Source organism: Streptomyces sp. NPDC046881 (genome assembly GCF_040645015.1).
Classification (GTDB): domain Bacteria; phylum Actinomycetota; class Actinomycetes; order Streptomycetales; family Streptomycetaceae; genus Streptomyces.
In genome coordinates, this window is record NZ_JBEYXJ010000020.1 from 38,956 (window position 1) to 55,539 (window position 16,584).

15 protein-coding genes are annotated in these 16,584 nt (G+C 73.7%); 11 read left to right on the plus strand and 4 right to left on the minus strand.

Features of this window, described 5'->3' with window-relative positions:
* Nucleotides 1–157: 157 nt before the first annotated feature.
* Nucleotides 158–1,942, minus strand: a complete 1,785-nt coding sequence (locus tag ABZ923_RS12860) for a M4 family metallopeptidase (protein ID WP_361470308.1) — start codon at nucleotides 1,940–1,942, stop codon at nucleotides 158–160.
* A gap of 311 nt (nucleotides 1,943–2,253) precedes the next feature.
* Between ABZ923_RS12860 and ABZ923_RS12865 the strand changes: the two genes are divergently transcribed.
* Complete coding sequence (locus ABZ923_RS12865) at nucleotides 2,254–3,420, plus strand: serine hydrolase domain-containing protein (protein WP_361470310.1); 1,167 nt, start codon at nucleotides 2,254–2,256, stop codon at nucleotides 3,418–3,420.
* A gap of 19 nt (nucleotides 3,421–3,439) precedes the next feature.
* Here the strand turns inward: ABZ923_RS12865 and ABZ923_RS12870 are convergent, their stop codons facing one another.
* Nucleotides 3,440–4,807 carry a carbohydrate-binding protein gene (locus ABZ923_RS12870; RefSeq protein WP_361470312.1) on the minus strand — a complete coding sequence of 456 codons (1,368 nt, stop codon included), beginning with the start codon at nucleotides 4,805–4,807 and terminating at the stop codon, nucleotides 3,440–3,442.
* Nucleotides 4,808–4,931: 124 nt separating this feature from the next.
* Nucleotides 4,932–5,915 (minus strand): LysR family transcriptional regulator, encoded by a 984-nt coding sequence (locus tag ABZ923_RS12875; RefSeq protein ID WP_361470314.1) that lies wholly within the window; start codon nucleotides 5,913–5,915, stop codon nucleotides 4,932–4,934.
* 128 nt (nucleotides 5,916–6,043) lie between these two features.
* Between ABZ923_RS12875 and ABZ923_RS12880 the strand changes: the two genes are divergently transcribed.
* The 10 genes from ABZ923_RS12880 to ABZ923_RS12925 all read left to right on the plus strand — a co-directional run bounded on the left by ABZ923_RS12880 (nucleotide 6,044) and on the right by ABZ923_RS12925 (nucleotide 15,973).
* A complete protein-coding gene (locus ABZ923_RS12880; RefSeq protein ID WP_361470316.1) occupies nucleotides 6,044–6,982 on the plus strand; it encodes an AraC family transcriptional regulator in 939 nt (312 codons plus the stop codon).
* 36 nt (nucleotides 6,983–7,018) lie between these two features.
* Nucleotides 7,019–7,864 (plus strand): carbohydrate-binding protein, encoded by an 846-nt coding sequence (locus tag ABZ923_RS12885; RefSeq protein ID WP_361470318.1) that lies wholly within the window; start codon nucleotides 7,019–7,021, stop codon nucleotides 7,862–7,864.
* 125 nt (nucleotides 7,865–7,989) lie between these two features.
* Entirely contained in the window at nucleotides 7,990–8,667 is a 678-nt protein-coding gene (locus tag ABZ923_RS12890; protein WP_361470320.1) for an AIM24 family protein, read from the plus strand.
* Between the two features lie 151 nt (nucleotides 8,668–8,818).
* Nucleotides 8,819–9,859 carry a tetratricopeptide repeat protein gene (locus ABZ923_RS12895; RefSeq protein ID WP_361470322.1) on the plus strand — a complete coding sequence of 347 codons (1,041 nt, stop codon included), beginning with the start codon at nucleotides 8,819–8,821 and terminating at the stop codon, nucleotides 9,857–9,859.
* Nucleotides 9,856–10,881: a polyprenyl synthetase family protein gene (locus ABZ923_RS12900; protein WP_361470324.1), complete on the plus strand. Its 1,026-nt coding sequence runs from the start codon at nucleotides 9,856–9,858 to the stop codon at nucleotides 10,879–10,881. The genes ABZ923_RS12895 and ABZ923_RS12900 overlap by 4 nt, the downstream gene beginning before the upstream one ends.
* Nucleotides 10,882–10,973: 92 nt before the next feature.
* Nucleotides 10,974–11,933, plus strand: a complete 960-nt coding sequence (locus ABZ923_RS12905) for a threonine/serine dehydratase (RefSeq protein ID WP_361470326.1) — start codon at nucleotides 10,974–10,976, stop codon at nucleotides 11,931–11,933.
* 144 nt (nucleotides 11,934–12,077) lie between these two features.
* Entirely contained in the window at nucleotides 12,078–13,658 is a 1,581-nt protein-coding gene (locus tag ABZ923_RS12910) for a protein kinase (RefSeq protein WP_361470328.1), read from the plus strand.
* 50 nt (nucleotides 13,659–13,708) lie between these two features.
* Entirely contained in the window at nucleotides 13,709–14,680 is a 972-nt protein-coding gene (locus tag ABZ923_RS12915) for an LLM class F420-dependent oxidoreductase (RefSeq protein WP_361470330.1), read from the plus strand.
* 130 nt (nucleotides 14,681–14,810) lie between these two features.
* On the plus strand, nucleotides 14,811–15,239 hold the full coding sequence (locus tag ABZ923_RS12920) for an SsgA family sporulation/cell division regulator (protein WP_361470332.1): 429 nt from the start codon (nucleotides 14,811–14,813) through the stop codon (nucleotides 15,237–15,239).
* 92 nt (nucleotides 15,240–15,331) lie between these two features.
* A complete protein-coding gene (locus ABZ923_RS12925; RefSeq protein WP_361470420.1) occupies nucleotides 15,332–15,973 on the plus strand; it encodes a DUF2238 domain-containing protein in 642 nt (213 codons plus the stop codon).
* An 81-nt stretch (nucleotides 15,974–16,054) separates the two neighbouring features.
* Here the strand turns inward: ABZ923_RS12925 and ABZ923_RS12930 are convergent, their stop codons facing one another.
* Complete coding sequence (locus ABZ923_RS12930) at nucleotides 16,055–16,549, minus strand: DUF6328 family protein (protein ID WP_361470334.1); 495 nt, start codon at nucleotides 16,547–16,549, stop codon at nucleotides 16,055–16,057.
* Between the last annotated feature and the right edge of the window lie 35 nt (nucleotides 16,550–16,584).

The window sequence follows — 16,584 nt, forward strand, 5'->3', positions numbered from 1 at the left end:
GGGGTCGTGGGTGGCGAGGGCGCCGAGGCGGCCGTTGCCGACGGGCAGGCTCCGGACGGCTGCGGAGAAGCCTGTTGGCGCGTGCGTCCGGCCCCGGACATGCGGATGCCCCGCGCGAGGCGGGGCATCCGGTGGTGCGAGTGTGCTCCGGCGTCCGTCAGTGGTGGGCGCGCGGGGTGTTGGCGGCGGTGACGTTGACCGCGGACCACGACTTGTCGACCGTCTTGTACTCGGTGCTGTTCGCGCCGTACAGGTCCTTGGCCGCCTTCAGGGTCGCGATGCGCGCCTGGTGGAAGTCGGTGGTGGAGACCATGTAGCGGGTGAGCGCACGGTAGTAGATGGCGGTCGCCTTGGTGCGGCCGATGCCCTTGACCGTGATGTTGTGGTACGTCGGCGAGTTGTAGTTGACGCCGTTGATCGTCTTCTTGCCGCTGCCCTCGGCGAGGAGGTAGTAGGCGTGGGACGAGACACCGGAACCGGCGTGCACCTCGGTGTAGTAGGTGTCCGGCGACCAGTAGTCGATGGTGCCCTCGAGCTTGTCGAGCGAGGGGTGGTCCAGGCGGCGCAGGAACTTCTGCGCGAGGCCCAGCTTCTCGCCGACCAGGTAGTCCGGCGTGTCCTTCGTGTTCTTGGCGTAGAACTCGACGTTCGAGCCGAAGATGTCCGCGAGCGACTCGTTCAGCGAGCCGGGCTCGCCGTACTGGTTGCCGTCGGAGTCGACGAAGGTCGGCTGCAGGTTGGCGGTCGCCTCGACCACGCCGTGGGTCAGCTCGTGACCGGTGACGTCGAGGACGACGAGCGGCTTCTTGAACATCTGGCCGTCGCCGTCGCCGTACAGCATGCAGTTGCAGGTCGGGTCCCAGAAGGCGTTGGCGATCTTGTTGCCCCAGTGGACCATCGCCTGCGCGGGCTTGCTGTTGTTGCGGATGCCCTTGCGCTTGAACGTGGACTTGTAGAAGTCCAGCGTCTTGGTGATGCCGTACTGGGCGTCGGCGGCGGCGCTGACCCGGCTGGTGGTCTTGCCGTTGCCCCAGACGTTGGTGGTGTTGGTCAGCTTGGAACCGGCGCTGAACTTCTCCGTGTACGAGCCCTTGGCGTCCCGCGTCTCGGTGCCGTACCGGTTCGGGTCCTTGAGCTGGTAGTGGCCGCGCGAGGTCTGCGTGGTGGTGAGACCGACGGTGCCCACGAAGAGGGTCTTGCCGGTGCCCTTGGCGGCCGACGGGTAGGCCGCGGCACCGGTGGCGCCCGAGCCGACGAGGCCGGACGTGGTGGAGGCGGAGCCGACACCGGTGGCCGGGTCGACGGTCTCGCCGCGCTCGCGCAGGGCGTCGAGCAGCTTCGGCGACAGGAACTCGTCCCGGGTCGGCGTGTTGCTGCGCACCTTGCCGGTGACCGCGTCGACGACGACCGTGCGGGAGTTGTCCTTGTCGGTGACGGTGATCTGGTAGGCCAGCGCGGAGGCGCCGTCGCGGGCGTCCACCACGAGCTGGGCGCTGCCCGCGTCGCCCTTGGCGGCCTTGGCGGCCTTGGCGGCGGCCTGGTCCGCGGTCAGCTTGGCCTTGGCGGCGGCCGGCTTGACGGCGTGGTCGGCGGCGCGGGTCACGCCCGTGTAGCCGAGTCCCCGGTCGAGGTGGACGATCAGGTCGCCACCGAGCACCGGAAGGTCGTTGTGCGTGCGGACGAAGCGGACGTGCCGGGCACCCTCGGGGTCGATCATGACGTCCTGCGCGTGCAGGTCGTCACCCTTCGACACGCCGGTCGCCGACGCGTGCGCGAAGGCCGCGGTGCGCGCCGCCTCCACCACCAGCGTGGCGTTCGTGGCGGAGGCGGCGGACCGCTCCACCTCCGTGGAGGGACCCGCGAAGGCCGTACCGGCCAGGCCCGTGGCAGCCGTCGCCACCGCGACGGCGACCGCCACGGTGCGTATGTGCGGTCTACGCAATCTGATCAGGGTTCCTTCGTTCGAAGGCGGTCGGGGTGACCAACCGCCTTGAGGCATGGCGCAGTTGGGCGCCACGGGGGCTGGTAGGACCCCGGGGACAACCCTTACGGATCAGTCATGTGCGCGTAAAGCCGGAATGATCCATTTCGCGAACTTCTATGGCAATCCTTTACGAATGGGCGCCACAGAGTGACCACGAGCCCCACAGACTGTGTGTCGGCTGTGGAGACGTCACCTCCATCCCCTAGGTTCCCAGGGGGGAATGTGACCGATATCGCATCAGAAACCGGACCGATGGAAGTGGGTAGGGGATGGTCTCAGCAACGGTGGGACGCGGAGCGGTTCTCGGAGCGGTCGCGCTGTCGCTGCTCGCGGTCCCGGCGCAGGCGGCGACCGGAGGGCCGGACACCACGGCGGCCGCGGCGCTGCCGGCGCCGGACACCGCGGGCCTGGCCGCGGTGCTGCGTTCGGCGGTGGCCCAGGGCGCGCCGGGGGCGCTGGCCCGGATCGACGACCACGGCACGACGTACCGGGTCACCCGCGGCGTCGCCGACCGCGCCACCGGACGCGCCATCAGCACCGACGACCGGTTCCGGATCGGCAGTGTCACCAAGACCTTCTCCACCGTCGTACTGCTCCAGCTCGCCGACGAGCACCGGCTCGTGCTCGACGCGCCGGTCAACCGTTATCTGCCGGGCCTGCTGCCCGACGACCGGATCACGGTACGCCAGGTGCTCGGCCACCGCAGCGGCTTGTACGACTACACGAACGACATGTTCGCCAGCAGCGTCTCCGGCTTCGAGGCGGTCCGGAAGAAGGTCTTCACCTACCGCCAGCTGGTCGCCCTCTCCCTGAAGAAGCCGCGCACCAACGCGCCGGGCGCCGCCTACTCGTACTCCAACACCAACTTCGTCGTCGCCGGGCTCCTCATCGAGAAGCTCACCGGGCAGCCGGTGAGAACGGCGTACCAGGACCGCATCATCGGGCCGCTGAAGCTGACCGACACGTTCTACGTCCACCCGGACACCGCGATCCCGGGCCGGTACGCCCGCGGCTACCTGACGTCGGACACCGCGGGCGCGCCGCTCGTCGACGCGACTGCGCAGACCGTGTCCTGGGCGCAGAGCGCCGGGGCGATCATCTCCAGCGCGCACGACCTCGACGTCTTCTACAGCGCCCTGCTCAAGGGGAAGCTGATGTCCGCGGCGCGGCTGGCGGAGATGGAGCGGTTCACCAAGGTGAACAGCACGACGGCGTACGGGCTCGGGCTGCGGCGGCGTGACCTGACCTGCGGGGTGTCGGTGTACGGGCACACCGGGGCGGTGCAGGGGTACTACACGTACGCGTTCAGCACGAAGGACGGCGGGCGGAGCCTCACGGCCGTGGCGAACACGTCGAACAACGGCAAGGTGCTGGACACGCTGGCCGGTGCCCTGGAATCGGCCTTCTGCGGCAAGCCGAAGGCGGCCGGGCGCTAGCTCCTCGGGGGTCAGCCGCTCACTGGCGTTGCCACAGCGCGGGGGTGTTCGGCGGCTCCCAGCCCTGCTGGGCCTGGTGGGTCTGCAGACAGCGGTAGGCGGCGCCGCCGTACGTCACCGTGGCGCCCGCCTGGTAGACGGTGCCGGCCGACCAGGTGCCGCCCGGGTCGCCCGGATCACCGGGATCGCCCGGGTCACCGGGACCGGTCGCGGTCGTCTTCAGCGTGAGCCCGTAGGACTGCAGGATCGGGTTGACCGGCTGGAAGTACGTCGTGCCGCCGCTCGTGCAGTTGCCCGTGCCGCCCGAGGTGACGCCCTGTGCCTGGCTGCCGGAGACGAACGAGCCGCCCGAGTCGCCCGGTTCGGCGCACACCGAGGTGCGGGTGACCCCGGTGACCGTGCCTTCCTGGTAGGTGACGCTGCTGTTGAGCTGCTGCACCGTCCCGCAGTGCCAGCCCGTCGTCGAGCCGGAACGGCACACGGAGGAGCCCACCGTGGCCTGGGTGGAGCCCGTGACCTGCGCGCTGGAGCCGTTGACGTACGGCGTCGCCGTCCAGTTGGCGTTCGCGGCCACCCACGCCATGTCGTTGCCGGGGAAGACGGACGCCTGGAAGGTGCCCTGCGCCACCCGGTTGGAGCCGGTGGTGGTACTGCCGGCCCGGCCGCAGTGGCCGGCCGTGGCGAAGCCCTGCTGGGTGCCGCGGGTCACCGGGAAGCCGATCGAGCAGCGGCTGCTGTTGTCGATGTAGTACGCGTCGCCGCCGCGCAGGTCGTACAGCGGGCGGGGATGCTCGGCGGACTTCACGACGAGGGCGAGTGAGGCGTCGACACGGGCCGCCGCCAGCAGGGAGCGCGCGGCGTCCGCGCGTACCGCCCGCACCACCAGCGCGTTGGACGGGACGTCGACGTACCAGACCGGGGTGTCGGTGGTGGCGCGCCGGGCGGCGACCCGGTCCAGGCGGGCCTTGGCCGCGTCGAGGGCGGCCAGGGAGTGGTCCACCACGCGCGCGGCGGCGCCCCGGGCCCGGATCGCCGGAACGTCGGCCGGGTCCGTGGTGGCGACGGTCAGGGTGTCCGACTCCGTGCCGCGCACCCAGGCGCCCGCGTAGTGCGCGCCCAGCGCGGCCCGCAGCCGGCCGGAGGCGGCGCCCGCCTCCGCCTCGTTGGCCAGGCGGCGTTCGGCCTGCTGCCGGTTCAGGCCCAGGTCCCGTTCCAGCGCCCGCAGCAGGGCGGGCGGGGCCGCGTCGGTGCGGAGCGTCTCGGCCGCCGTGGGCGCGGCCGGGGAGCCGGACGGCCGGGCGCTCGCGGAGCCGCTGAGCCCGGCCACGAGCAGGGCACCCGCCGCCGCGGCGGCGGCGCACCCGGCTGTGAGGTGTCGTTGGAGCATGGGGAGGTCTCCTCGGATTCGGTGGAGTGCCGGAAACCGTACGGAGCACCCGCCCGCGCTCGTAAGACGTCAGCCGACCCCCTGCCCCGGTGTTATGGCGGCCGCGTCGCTCGCCCGCGCGCCGTCAGGACGCGCGCCCGGCGCGGCGGTGTGCCGTGGCCGCCGGTTCCCCGCGGTGCGCGAGCCAGTGGGCGTATCCGTCGCTGCGCGCCGCCGCGTCCTCGTGCGCCTTGCGGCTCTGCGCGAGGACCGTGGCCGCGGTGCCCGGTCGCTGGCCGGCCGGGCGCCAGCCCAGCAGGTGCCGCCAGACCAGCGGGGTACCGGCGAGCGGGCGGGTGGTGAGGCCGGGCGTCGACGGAAAGGTGGCCCGGCACAGGCCCACGGCCCGGCCGACCTGCACCAGGTGGACGCACGAGGCGGTGTCCGTCTCGTACATGCGGCGGGGGGTGAAGCCGGCCCGGGCGCAGGCCGCGGTGAAGCAGTCGCCGAAACAGCCGTCGCCCGGGACGCACGCCCACGCCTCGTCCGCGAGCGCGGCCAGGTCGATCTCCCGCCCCCGGGCGAGCGGATGGGCGTCGGCGAGCATCACGAAGACCGGGTCGACGGCGATCTCCTCCCAGACCAGGTGCGTGGCCTCGGGCGGGGGCGCGGAGCCGCAAGCACCGGCGAGGGCGAAGTCCAGGCGCCCCTCGGCGAGCAGACCGGCCAGTTCGCGTTCCGACCAGGAGGCGCGGGTGGTCAGGCTGGTGCCGGGGGCGGCGTCGGCGAGCCGGTCCACCAGGGCGCCAAGCAGCGGCCCGTGGGTGCCGCCGAGCCGCAGCCGCTCCCCCTCCCGGCGTCCGCGGGCGAACTCGGCCGCCTCCTGCTGCAGTTCGCTGACCGCGGGGAGCACGATCCGGGTGCGCTCCAGGACCAGTTCACCGAGCGCGGTGGCCCGCACCCCGTGCCGCCCCCGTTCGAACAGGGTGCCGCCCAGGGCCCGCTCGATGCGCCTGAGCTGCGCGCTCAGTGCGGGCTGCGCGAGCCCGAGCGCGGTCGCCGCCCTGGTCAGACTGCCTGCCTCCGCGATGGCCCGAAGGGTCCTGAGATGCCGCAACTCCAGCTCCATGAGGGGAGCTTGCGGTGCCGGAGGGCGCGGGGCAAGAGGTTGGTACAGACCAGAGTGCGGTATCTGATCCCATGCCTGTAAGAAGCGGCGGGCCCGTTCGGCACGCCGGGTGGAGAGGAGCACGAGCGATGCGTGGCACCACCGTCCCACCGGGAACTCCCGGCCTGCCGACCGCTGCCGGGGACGTACCCCTGCACCGGCTGGAGGTGGCCGGGCGCGGGGACCCGCCGTTCGCCGCGGGCTCCTTCGAGGCGGTGGGGCCGCTGTCCCGGTGGGACCGCCCGCACCGGCACACGTTCTACGAGATCATCCACGTCAGCGCCGGTTCCGGTACCCACGTCGTCGACCTGGTGCGGTGGCCCGTGCGGCCCCCGCACCTGGCCGTGGTCCTGCCCGGGCAGGTGCACCACTGGGAGGGCGGCCGGGGCCCTGAGGGGACGCTGGCGCTGTTCACCGACGACTTCCTGGTCGATCACCCCGGCGACCGCGAGGTGCTGCGGCGGCTCGGGGAACGGGGCTGGTTCGCGCTGGACGCCGCACACGACCGGTCCGTGGGGCGGCTGATGGCCGAACTCGTCGCGGAGCACCGGCAGCGCGCCCCGGGCCACGAGAGCGTCCTGCGCGCGCTGCTGCATGTGCTCGTCGTACGCGCCGCCCGGCTGCCCCGGCACGGCGGGGACGGCCGCGACCCGCGGGTCACCGGCCGGTCGGCCGCCGTGTCCCAGGAGTTCACGCGGTTGATCGCGCGCCCGGGGACGGCCGGGTGGTCCGTGCGGGAGTGCGCGAACCGGCTCGGCGTGACACCGGGCTACCTCACCCAGGCGGTACGGGCCGCCACCGGCCGCCCGCCGGGACGGCTGCTGATCGAGGCCCGTGTGTACCAGGCACAGCAACTGCTCGCCCACACCCGGCTGTCGGTGCGGCAGGTCGCCGCCCGCACCGGCTTCGCCGACCCCGCCTACTTCAGCCGGTTCTTCCGGCGGGAGACCGGCAGCAGCCCCGGTGACTTCCGAAAACACCACAGCCGCCACGACCAGTCCATCGAAGTCCCTTCCGCGCGCACCTAGTTTCGTTGCGCATCCGACCCCCCACCAGGAGGAGACATGGACGGAGCAGGCAGGGACGGCGCCGGGGCGCAGGAGGAGTCGAGGGCCGAACGGCTCGTCCACCGCAAGACGGTGCTGCGCGCGGCGCTCGCCGCCACCGCCGCGGTGCCCGTCGCCCTGATCGGCGGCCCGGCGCTCGCCCGCACGTTCGTCGCGGGCGGCACCGCGCCCGGGCTCACCCCACCGTGCGACGACGGCGACGACCCCACGCCGGAGCAGATCGAGGGCCCGTACTTCAAACCGAACTCGCCGCAGCGCACGAGTCTGCTGGAGCCGGGCCTGCCGGGCACCCGGCTCACCGTGACCGGGTACGTCTTCGGCCGGGCCTGCCTCCCCCTGTCCGGCGTCCTGCTGGACTTCTGGCAGGCCGACACCGACGGCGCGTACGACAACACCGGTTTCCGGCTGCGCGGCCACCAGTTCACCGACTCCCGCGGCTCCTTCGCGCTGACCACGATCGTGCCGGGTCTGTATCCGGGCCGGACCCGTCACCTGCACGTCAAGGTGCAGGCGCCGCACCGTCCCGTGCTGACCACGCAGTTGTACTTCCCGAACGAGCCGCGCAACACCACCGACACCCTCTTCGACTCCCGCCTGCTGATGACGGTGCGCGACGGGGGCGGCGGCCGGGAGGCGGCGTTCGACTTCGTCCTCGACGTCCCGCAGGACCCCGGCCCGGGGCCCGGCCCCTCCTCGCCGGAGAACACCTGGACCCCGGGGACCGCGTACCGGACGGGCGACTGGGTCACGTACGCGGCGCGCGCGTACGTCTGCCTCCAGCCGCACACGTCCCAGCCGGGCTGGGAACCCCCGGCGGTACCGGCGTTGTGGCAGGCCGCCTGACGGAGGAGGGGGCCGCCCGTGCCGGACGACGAGCGCCGGCACGGGCGGACGCGCGCCTGCCCCGGAAGGACCGGTGCGTTCCGTGATCTTGGCGGAACGCCACCTTCCGGGACACCATGCCCGGCATGAAGGGTGATCTTTTTTCCAGTCAGCACGTGGTGCAGCCGGCCGTCGAGCCGGGCATGTCCGTGGAGAACGCCAAGTGCATCAAGTACGCGGTGAACGGCGAGATGTACGCCCGGCAGGGCGCGATGGTCGCCTACCGCGGCGACCTCAGGTTCGAGCGCAAGGGGCAGGGCGTCGGCGGCATGCTCAAGCGTGCGGTCACCGGTGAGGGACTGCCCCTCATGGCGGTGCGCGGGCAGGGCGAGGCCTGGTTCGCGCACGAGGCGCAGAACTGCTTCATCGTCGAGGTGGAGCCCGGTGACCAGTTCACCGTCAACGGCCGCAACGTCCTGTGTTTCGACGCCTCGCTGGCGTACGAGATCAAGACCGTGAAGGGGTCCGGCATCGCCGGCGGCGGCCTGTTCAACAGCGTGTTCAGCGGGCAGGGCCGGCTCGGCCTGGTCTGCGAGGGCAACCCGCTGGTCATCCCGGTGTCCGCGCAGGCGCCGGTGTACGTCGACACGGACGCGGTGGTGGGCTGGACGGCCCATCTGCAGACCTCGCTGCACCGCTCGCAGTCCATCGGCTCGATGCTGCGCGGCGGTTCGGGCGAGGCCGTGCAGCTGATGCTCCAGGGCGAGGGCTACGTGGTGGTGCGGCCGAGCGAGCTGACGCCCCAGAAGGCCCAGCAGCACTGACCGTTGCCTGTGATCCGCGTCGCACGGGCAACCCCCGCCGCCGTACCGGCGTCTTGATCGACAACAGACCGGGCCCCGGCCCCTCGGGCCGGGGCATACTTCCGAGATGCTATACACGGTATGTATACCCTCCGTGTATAGAAGGGTACGCATGTACGGCAAGGCTTTCGCCCCGGAGTACCAGGGCGCCCTGACCACCCTGTCCGTGAACTCGTCGCTGGTCGACGTGCTGGCCGAGGGCACCGAGCGGCTGCGCGAGGCCGAGCGGGCCGGACGCCCCGGCGAGGCGGCGCGCTGCGGGCTCGCCGTCGCCGAGGCACACCGGCGGCTCGGCCACGTGCAGGAGGCCGACCGGGCCTGGAAGGCGAGTTACCGCGCCGCCCGCGAGGCCGGCGACACCGCCGCCATGGCCTGGGCGCTGTGGAGCGGGGGCACCCTGGCCCGGCAGCGCGGGGCGTTCCCGCTGGCCTGGCGGCTGCTGGGGCTCGCGGCCGAACTCGGCGAGCGCGGCGGGGACGTCGTCGTGCGCGGCTACTCGCTGGCCGGCCTCGCGGAGACCGGCCGGATCCAGGGCGACTACGCGGCCGTCGGCCGGCTGCACGAGCAGCTGCTGGCCGAGGCCCGCAAGCGGGGCGAGGCCCGGCACACGGTGTGGGCCCTGGAGGGCATCGCCCAGATGCACCGCAACACCGGCGACTACGACCGGGCGTACGCCCTGTTCGAGGAGGCGGCGGAGATAGCCGGCCGGGCCGACGACCGGCGCGGCCACGCCTGGGCGCTGCGCGGGCTCGCGGACGTGCTCTCGGTGCGCGACGGCGCCACCGAACGGGCGCTGGAGCTGCTGGCCGAGGCGGAGGAGACCTGCCGGGAGATGAACCTCTCCAGCGCGCTCGCCTACAACCACAAGATGCAGGGCAACGTCTTCTACCGCGCGGGCCGTTACGCCGAGGCCCGTGACCGGTACGAGCTGGCGCTGACGGAGTTCCGGACGATGAGCGAGCCGCGCGGCGAGGCGCTGTCCCGGCTGGGTCTGGCCAAGTCCCTCGCCCGGCTCGGCCGCGACCGGGCCGAGACCGCCGCCGAACTCGCCGACCTGGCACGGACGCTGGAGCGCAGCGGGCTGCGGCACGCCCGGGAGATGGTGGCCCGGGCCCAGCGGGAGTTCGGCCTCGACGCGGAGGCCGTACGGTGACGGCGCCCGTCTCGCCGGTGCGGGAGTCCGCCCGGCACACCCTCGTCAGGTGCCGCGAGCTGGTGCGGCCGGAACTGCGGGCGGCGGTGGGGCGGCTGCACCCCTGGGTGGCCGAGATGGCCGCGTACTCCTTCGGCTGGTGCGAGGTCGGCGGGGCGCCCGCCGGGGCGCCGGGCGGCAAGGGCGTACGGCAGGCGCTCGCGGTCCTCGGCGCCGAGGCGGCGGGCGCCGACGGCCGGGCCGGGATCCCGGCGGCGGTCGCCGTGGAGCTGGTGCACGCCTTCTCGCTGCTGCACGACGACATCATGGACGGCGACGCGACCCGGCGCAGCCGCCCCGCCGTCTGGCGGGCCTACGGCACGGGCCCGGCCGTCCTGACCGGGGACGCCCTGTTCGCGCTGGCGGTGGACACCGTCGCCGCCGCGACCGAGGCACCCGGTGCGGTACGGCTGCTCTCGGCGGCCCTCGCCGACCTGGTGCGCGGGCAGGCCGACGACCTGCTGTTCGCTACCCGGCCCTGGACCGGTCCGCAACGGGTGACGGCGCGGGAGTACGAGGCGATGGCCGAGGGCAAGACCGGCGCGCTGCTGGGCTGCGCCGCCGCGCTGGGCGCCACGCTCGGCGGCGCGTCCCGGGACACGGCCGTCGCGCTGGACCGGGCCGGCCGGCACCTCGGGGTCGCCTTCCAGTTGGTCGACGACGTGCTCGGCATCTGGGGCGACCCGGCCGTCACCGGCAAGCCCGTCGGCGGTGATCTGCGGGAGGGGAAGAAGACGTTCCCGGTGCTGGCCGCGCTCGGCTCCCCGGCGGCCCGGCACCTGCCCGCGCTGCTCGGGTCCGCCGAGCGCGCCGAGGAGGCCGCCGCGCTGATCGAGGCGGCGGGGGGCCGTACGGCGGCCCTGGCCGAGGCCCACGCCCACACGGCCGTCGCACGGGAGCTGCTCGCCGCCGCGCCCCTGGCCGCCGGGGCCGCCGAGGAGCTGACGGGGCTGCTCGACCTGCTGGTGGGGCGCGCGCTGTAGCCGTGCTCCGAGACGGCGTTGACCGACGGCGGCCCGGCGGGCCAAGGTGCGAGCGGCGCGGTTCCGGACCCGCGCGGGAAAGGTGGAACGCCGTGATCGACCTCGCGGACATCGAGACCGCCGCACAGCGGATCGCCGGACACGTCGTCCGGACGCCGACGGTGCCGAGCCCCGGCCTGGGCGCACTGCTCGGCGTCCCGGCCACCGCCAAGCTCGAACTGCTCCAGCGCACCGGCTCGTTCAAGGCCCGCGGGGCCACCGCCAAGCTGCTGTCGCTCGGCGAGGCCGAGCGGGCGGCGGGCGTGGTCGCGGTCAGCGGCGGCAACCACGGGATCGCGCTCGCGGTGATGGCGGCGGCCCTCGATGTGAAGGCGACCGTGGTGATGCCGCGCACCGCGCCCGCGCGTTCCATCGCGCTGGCCGAGGACGCCGGGGCGTCGGTGCGGCTGACGGACGGCATGGACAGCGCCTTCCGGCTGGTGACCCGGTTGCGGGACGAGGGCCTGACGCTGGTCCACCCGTTCGACGACCCGGTGGTGATCGCCGGCCAGGGCACGGTGGGGCTGGAGCTGGCCGAGGACGCCGGGGAGCTGACCGATGTGGTCGTCAGCGTGGGCGGCGGCGGTCTGATCGCCGGTGTGGCGGCGGCCCTGCGCGCCCTGCGGCCGGGGGTGCGCGTGTGGGGCGTGGAGACGGCGGGCGCCGAGGCGATGTCCGCGGCGCTGAAGGCCGGCGGTCCGGCGCCGGTGCCGCTGTCGTCCCTGGTCACCACGTTGAGCGCGCCCTCGGTGTCGCAGCTGACGTACGACCATGTGTCCGCGCTGGTCGAGGAGGTCCTGGTGGTTGCGGACCGGGACGCGGTGCAGGGCTGTCTGGACCTCGCCGAACACGCCAAGGTGTGGGCCGAGCCGGCCGCGGGCTGCCTGCTGCCGGCGGCCCGGCAGGTGGTGGAGCGGGCCGGCGCCGGCGCCCGGATCGGCCTCGTGGTGTGCGGCGGCAACACCGCGCCGGGGGAACTCGCCGGCTGGGCCGCCTCCTTCGGGCTGCTGTGAGCCGGGGCGTCCGTCCCGGCGCCGCACACCCCTCCGAACGTTTGAATGAAAGGCAGGAAGGGGCCTGAATTGAGGATTCTTTGAACGCACCCCCGCACGCCCCGCGTACTTCTGGGAAAGACGCGGCAGGGGTTTCAGCGAAGGATGACCATGGTCAAGGCGCACGTCTCCGCACACGAGTTGGTCGCCGGCCGGTACCGGCTCCTGGAGGTCTTCTCCCGCGAGACGAACCGCCTGTGGTGGTACGCCGAGGACGTGACCGCGCAGCAGCCCCGCCTGATGGCGCAGACCGCCCTGCCGGACCCCGGTGCCGAGGACACCGCGCGCCGCGTCACCGCCCGGGTCGTCCGCACGTCGGAGACCATGCGGCTGCTGTGCCCCGGCCAGGTCGCCGCGGTCGTCGACGCCGTGGTCGAGGCGGGCACCCTGTGGACGGTCACCGAGTGGATCGACGGCGCGCCCCTGAGCGAAGTCCTGGCCGAGGAGGGTTCGTTCCACCCGGTGCGGGCGGCCCGGCTCGGCCTGGAGCTGCTGGACGTGCTGCAGGCCGCGCACGACGAGGGCGTCACGCACGGGGAGCTGAGCCCCGGTCAGGTCTTCGTACGGGACGGCGGCCCGGTCGTGGTCACCGGGTTCGGTCTGGCGGGCGCGACCCTGGTCCCGCGGCTCACGGCACCGTCGTACGCCTCCCCGGAGCAGGCCCGGGACGAGCGCATCGGCCCGGCCGCCGACCTGTGGGCGCTGGGCGCGCTGCTGTACACGATGGTCGAGGGCCGCCCGCCGTTCCGGGACCGCGGCCGGCCCGACGCCACGTTGAAGGCGGTGGACCGGCTGCCGTTGCGCACCCCGCTGCGCGCGGGCCCGCTGACCCAGGCCGTCCAGGGGCTGCTGCGCAAGGACGCGCGGGAGCGGCTGTCCCGGCCGGTGGTCCGGGAGGCGCTGACCCGGGCGCTGAGCGAGGACACCGACGCGGACCGGGAGCCGGCCCCCGCGCCCCGGCTGCGCGGCGCCTACCGGGGCGTCCGGTCCGCCGGGCCGCTGCGGAGCAGGCGGGTCGCGGCCGTCGGCGCCGCGCTGGCCCTGGTCACGGCGGCCGCAGTGGTGCTGGCCGCGACCGGCGTGCTGCCCGGCACGGGCACGGCCGGGGCACCGCCCCGGGCCGCCGCCCCGGCCACGCCCGCCGGCCGGCACACCGGCGGCGGCACCCCGACCGCCTCCGCGCCGGCCGCCACGCCGAGCGCCCCGGCCTCGTCCGCCCTGCCGGCCGGCTACCGCGGCTACACCGCCCCCGAGGGCTTCTCGGTGGCGCTGCCCGACGGCTGGAAGCGGCTGGCCACCTCCCGGGTGTCCGACCTCGCCTACCGCGTCACCTTCGGCCGGGGCGGCGACTCGCCGACGCTCGCCGTCACCTACAGCGAACGGGTGGGCCCCGACCCGGTCGCCGTCTGGCGGGACGACGTCGAGCCCGGGCTGGCGCGGCTGCCCGGCTACCGCCGGGTGGGTGCCGTACGGGCCGCCACCTACCAGGGGCGCCGGGCCGCCGACCTGGAGTGGCTGGCGGGGTCGGGCGACGCGCGGACGCACACCTTCGGGCGGGGCTTCCTGCTCGGCGGGACGCGCGGCTTCTCCCTGCGCTTCACCACCCCGGCCGCGGCCTGGGACGACACGGCCAACCGGCTGGCGCTGAAGACGTTCCTGGAGACGTTCCGGCCGCCGAAGGGCTGAGCCGTGCCCGCGGGCCGTTTTCCGGCCGCCGAGCCGGGGACTCGCTTCTTATGGTGCAAATCGGATACACGATGATGACCGAGCAGACGGGTCCCCGGGACCTGGTGGACCACGTGGTGCGCGCCGAGGAGGTCGGCTTCGACTTCTCGGTGATCTCCGACCACTACTTCCCGTGGCTGCGCTCGCAGGGGCACGCCTCGTACGCCTGGAGCGTGCTGGGCGCCGCCGCCCAGGCCACCTCGCGGATCCCCCTGATGACCTACGTCACCTGCCCGATCCTGCGCTACCACCCGGCGATCGTGGCGCAGAAGGCCGCGACCGTGCAGCTGCTGTCGGAGGGCAGGTTCCGGCTCGGCCTCGGCGCGGGCGAGAATCTGAACGAACATGTCGTGGGCGGCGGCTGGCCCCCGGTCGACGTCCGCCACGAGATGCTCGAAGAGGCGGTGCAGATCATCCGCGCGCTGTTCGAGGGCGGCCACGTCACCCATCACGGGCAGCACTACGACGTGGAGTCGGCCCGGCTGTGGGACCTGCCGGAGCAGGCGCCGCCGATCGGCATCGCCGTCTCCGGCGAGCAGTCCTGCAAGCTCGCCGGGCACCTCGCCGACCTGGTCATCGCGACCGAGCCGAAGGGCGGCCTGCTGGAGGCCTTCGACCGGCACGGCGGCAGCGGCAAGCCCCGGGTGGGCCAGCTGCCGGTCTGCTACGACCCCGACCGGGACACGGCGATCAAGCGCGCCCACTCCCAGTTCCGCTGGTTCGGACTGGGCTGGAAGGTGAACGCCGAACTGCCCCACCCGGACTCCTTCGAGGCCGCGACCCAGTTCGTCACCGAGGACGACGTCGCCTCCGCGATTCCGTGCGGCGACGACCCCGACGCCTTCGTGGAGGCGGTACGGCCCTACGCCGAGGCCGGATTCGGGGAGGTCGCGCTGGTGCAGATCGGCGGGGACACGCAGCCGGAGTTCCTCGACTGGTCGGCGAAGACCCTGCTGCCCGCGCTGCGGCAGGCGTTCGCCTGACGGGCCGCCGTCCGGCCCGGTAGGGCGCGGGCGTCCGCGCGATCGTGCGGAATCAGTCACTTGGGTGAGCATCCCGGCCGCTTCGGGGGTACTAGAGGGCCCTACGTCAATTGTTGCCGGAGGCCCCCGCGTGAACTCGTTCGTGCACAAGACCCTGGTGGTGCAGCTCCTGTCCCAGGGCACCGGCCGGTGTCCGGTGCTGGCCCACCTCAGCTACGACGCCGACGACCCGTTCGCCGTCACCGCCGTCTTCGCCCACGACGGCCGGGTGCTGGCGTCCTGGCGGCTGGACCGGCAGATGCTGAGCGACGGGCTGGCCCGGCCGGTCGGGGTCGGCGATGTGCGCATGCGGCCGGAGGCCACCGGCCTCTGGCACGAGCTGCGCCTGGAGTTCCTCGGGGACGCCCGGCCGGACGGCGGCCGGCACCACGCGGTGGTGTTCGCCTGGGCGCCCGCGATCGCCGCGTTCCTGCGCGAGACCCACAAGGTCGTCCCGGTGGGCCGGGAGCACTTCCCGGCGGACGAGCTGCTGGCGGAGATCCTCTCCACGGCTGAGTAGCCGTACTCATGCCCGCGGCCCGCGCCGGGCCGCACGATGGGGCTCCTACGACCCCGAGGCCGTCCTCAGGCAAGGAGCCCGCCGTGACCGCAGTGCACCTCTCCCCGCTCCGCGCGCCGCGCCGCGTACCGCCCGCCCTGTTCGCGGGCGTGGTGGCCGCGGGGCTGGCCCTGTCGGCATGGGGCGCACGCGACCGCACCACCTGGCTGCTGGAGACGGTGTGGGCGCTGGTGGGCCTGCCGGTGGTGGTGCTGGCCTGGCGGCGCTTCCCGCTGACGGGGCTGCTGTGCGGGCTGCTGACCGTGCACGCGCTGGTCCTCGCGCTCGGCGGTCACTACACCTACGCGGAGGTGCCGGCGGGCGACTGGGTGCGCGACGCCCTCGGCCTGGACCGCAACCCGTACGACCGCTTCGGCCACCTGATGCAGGGTTTCGTCCCGGCCGTGCTGGTGCGCGAACTGCTCAGCCGTACCTCGCCGTTGCGCGGCAGCCGCTGGCTGGCGCCCCTCACCGTGTGCGCCTGCCTGGCCTTCAGCGCCTGTTTCGAGCTGCTGGAGTGGCTGGCTGCCGAGATCGGCGGGCACGGCGCGGACGCGTTCCTCGCCACCCAGGGCGATGTGTGGGACACGCAGTGGGACATGTGCTGCGCGCTGATCGGGGCGGTGCTGTCCGTGCTGCTGCTCGGCAGGGTGCACGACCGGCAGCTGGGGGCTCTGGCGGCCCGCCGGTCCTAGGGTCTTTCTTCCGGATCAGGCCGGCCCCGAGCGACCGCGCCACCTGGCGCGACACCGGCAAGATCCGGAAGAGAGGCGGCCCTAGCGGTCCGTCCGGGAGGTGTGCCGGCGGCGGGCCCACAGCGGCAGGCCGTACCAGCACAGCAGGTACCAGGCGACGACGGCCGCCACCAGGTACGGCACGTAGCCGTCGTGGGTGGCCACCCGGAGGATCAGCAGCAGGGACGACGTCATCGTGGCGAGCAGCAGGACCAGGCCGACGAAGGTCATCCGGGACGCCAGCCGCACCGCCTGCGGCTTGACCCGGCGGCCGGAGACCAGGCGGTGCAGGGACACCGGTCCGATGAGGGCTCCGGTCGCGCAGGCGCCCAGGACGACGGTGACGATGTAGATGGCCTGGTCGGTGGTGGTGAGCTGGGTGTACTTGGGCTGGAAGACGACGGTCAGCAGGAATCCGAAGAGGATCTGCACCCCCGTCTGCGCCACCCGGACCTCCTGGATGAGCTCGCCCCACATCCGGTCGGCCCGCTCCTCCTCGGTCTCGTTCCGCCCTCTTCGCTGTCCTGCCTCCGTCATGCGGTTGCGTGTAACCGCCCGGCCGTCCCTTCAAA

Coding starts and splice junctions, on each gene's coding strand:
- ABZ923_RS12865 (WP_361470310.1), top strand. CDS start 2,254: ATGGTCTCAGCAACGGTGGGACGCGGAGCGGTTCTCGGAGCGGTCGCG.
- ABZ923_RS12870 (WP_361470312.1), bottom strand. CDS start 4,807: ATGCTCCAACGACACCTCACAGCCGGGTGCGCCGCCGCCGCGGCGGCG.
- ABZ923_RS12875 (WP_361470314.1), bottom strand. CDS start 5,915: ATGGAGCTGGAGTTGCGGCATCTCAGGACCCTTCGGGCCATCGCGGAG.
- ABZ923_RS12880 (WP_361470316.1), top strand. CDS start 6,044: ATGCGTGGCACCACCGTCCCACCGGGAACTCCCGGCCTGCCGACCGCT.
- ABZ923_RS12885 (WP_361470318.1), top strand. CDS start 7,019: ATGGACGGAGCAGGCAGGGACGGCGCCGGGGCGCAGGAGGAGTCGAGG.
- ABZ923_RS12890 (WP_361470320.1), top strand. CDS start 7,990: ATGAAGGGTGATCTTTTTTCCAGTCAGCACGTGGTGCAGCCGGCCGTC.
- ABZ923_RS12895 (WP_361470322.1), top strand. CDS start 8,819: ATGTACGGCAAGGCTTTCGCCCCGGAGTACCAGGGCGCCCTGACCACC.
- ABZ923_RS12910 (WP_361470328.1), top strand. CDS start 12,078: ATGACCATGGTCAAGGCGCACGTCTCCGCACACGAGTTGGTCGCCGGC.
- ABZ923_RS12915 (WP_361470330.1), top strand. CDS start 13,709: ATGGTGCAAATCGGATACACGATGATGACCGAGCAGACGGGTCCCCGG.
- ABZ923_RS12930 (WP_361470334.1), bottom strand. CDS start 16,549: ATGACGGAGGCAGGACAGCGAAGAGGGCGGAACGAGACCGAGGAGGAG.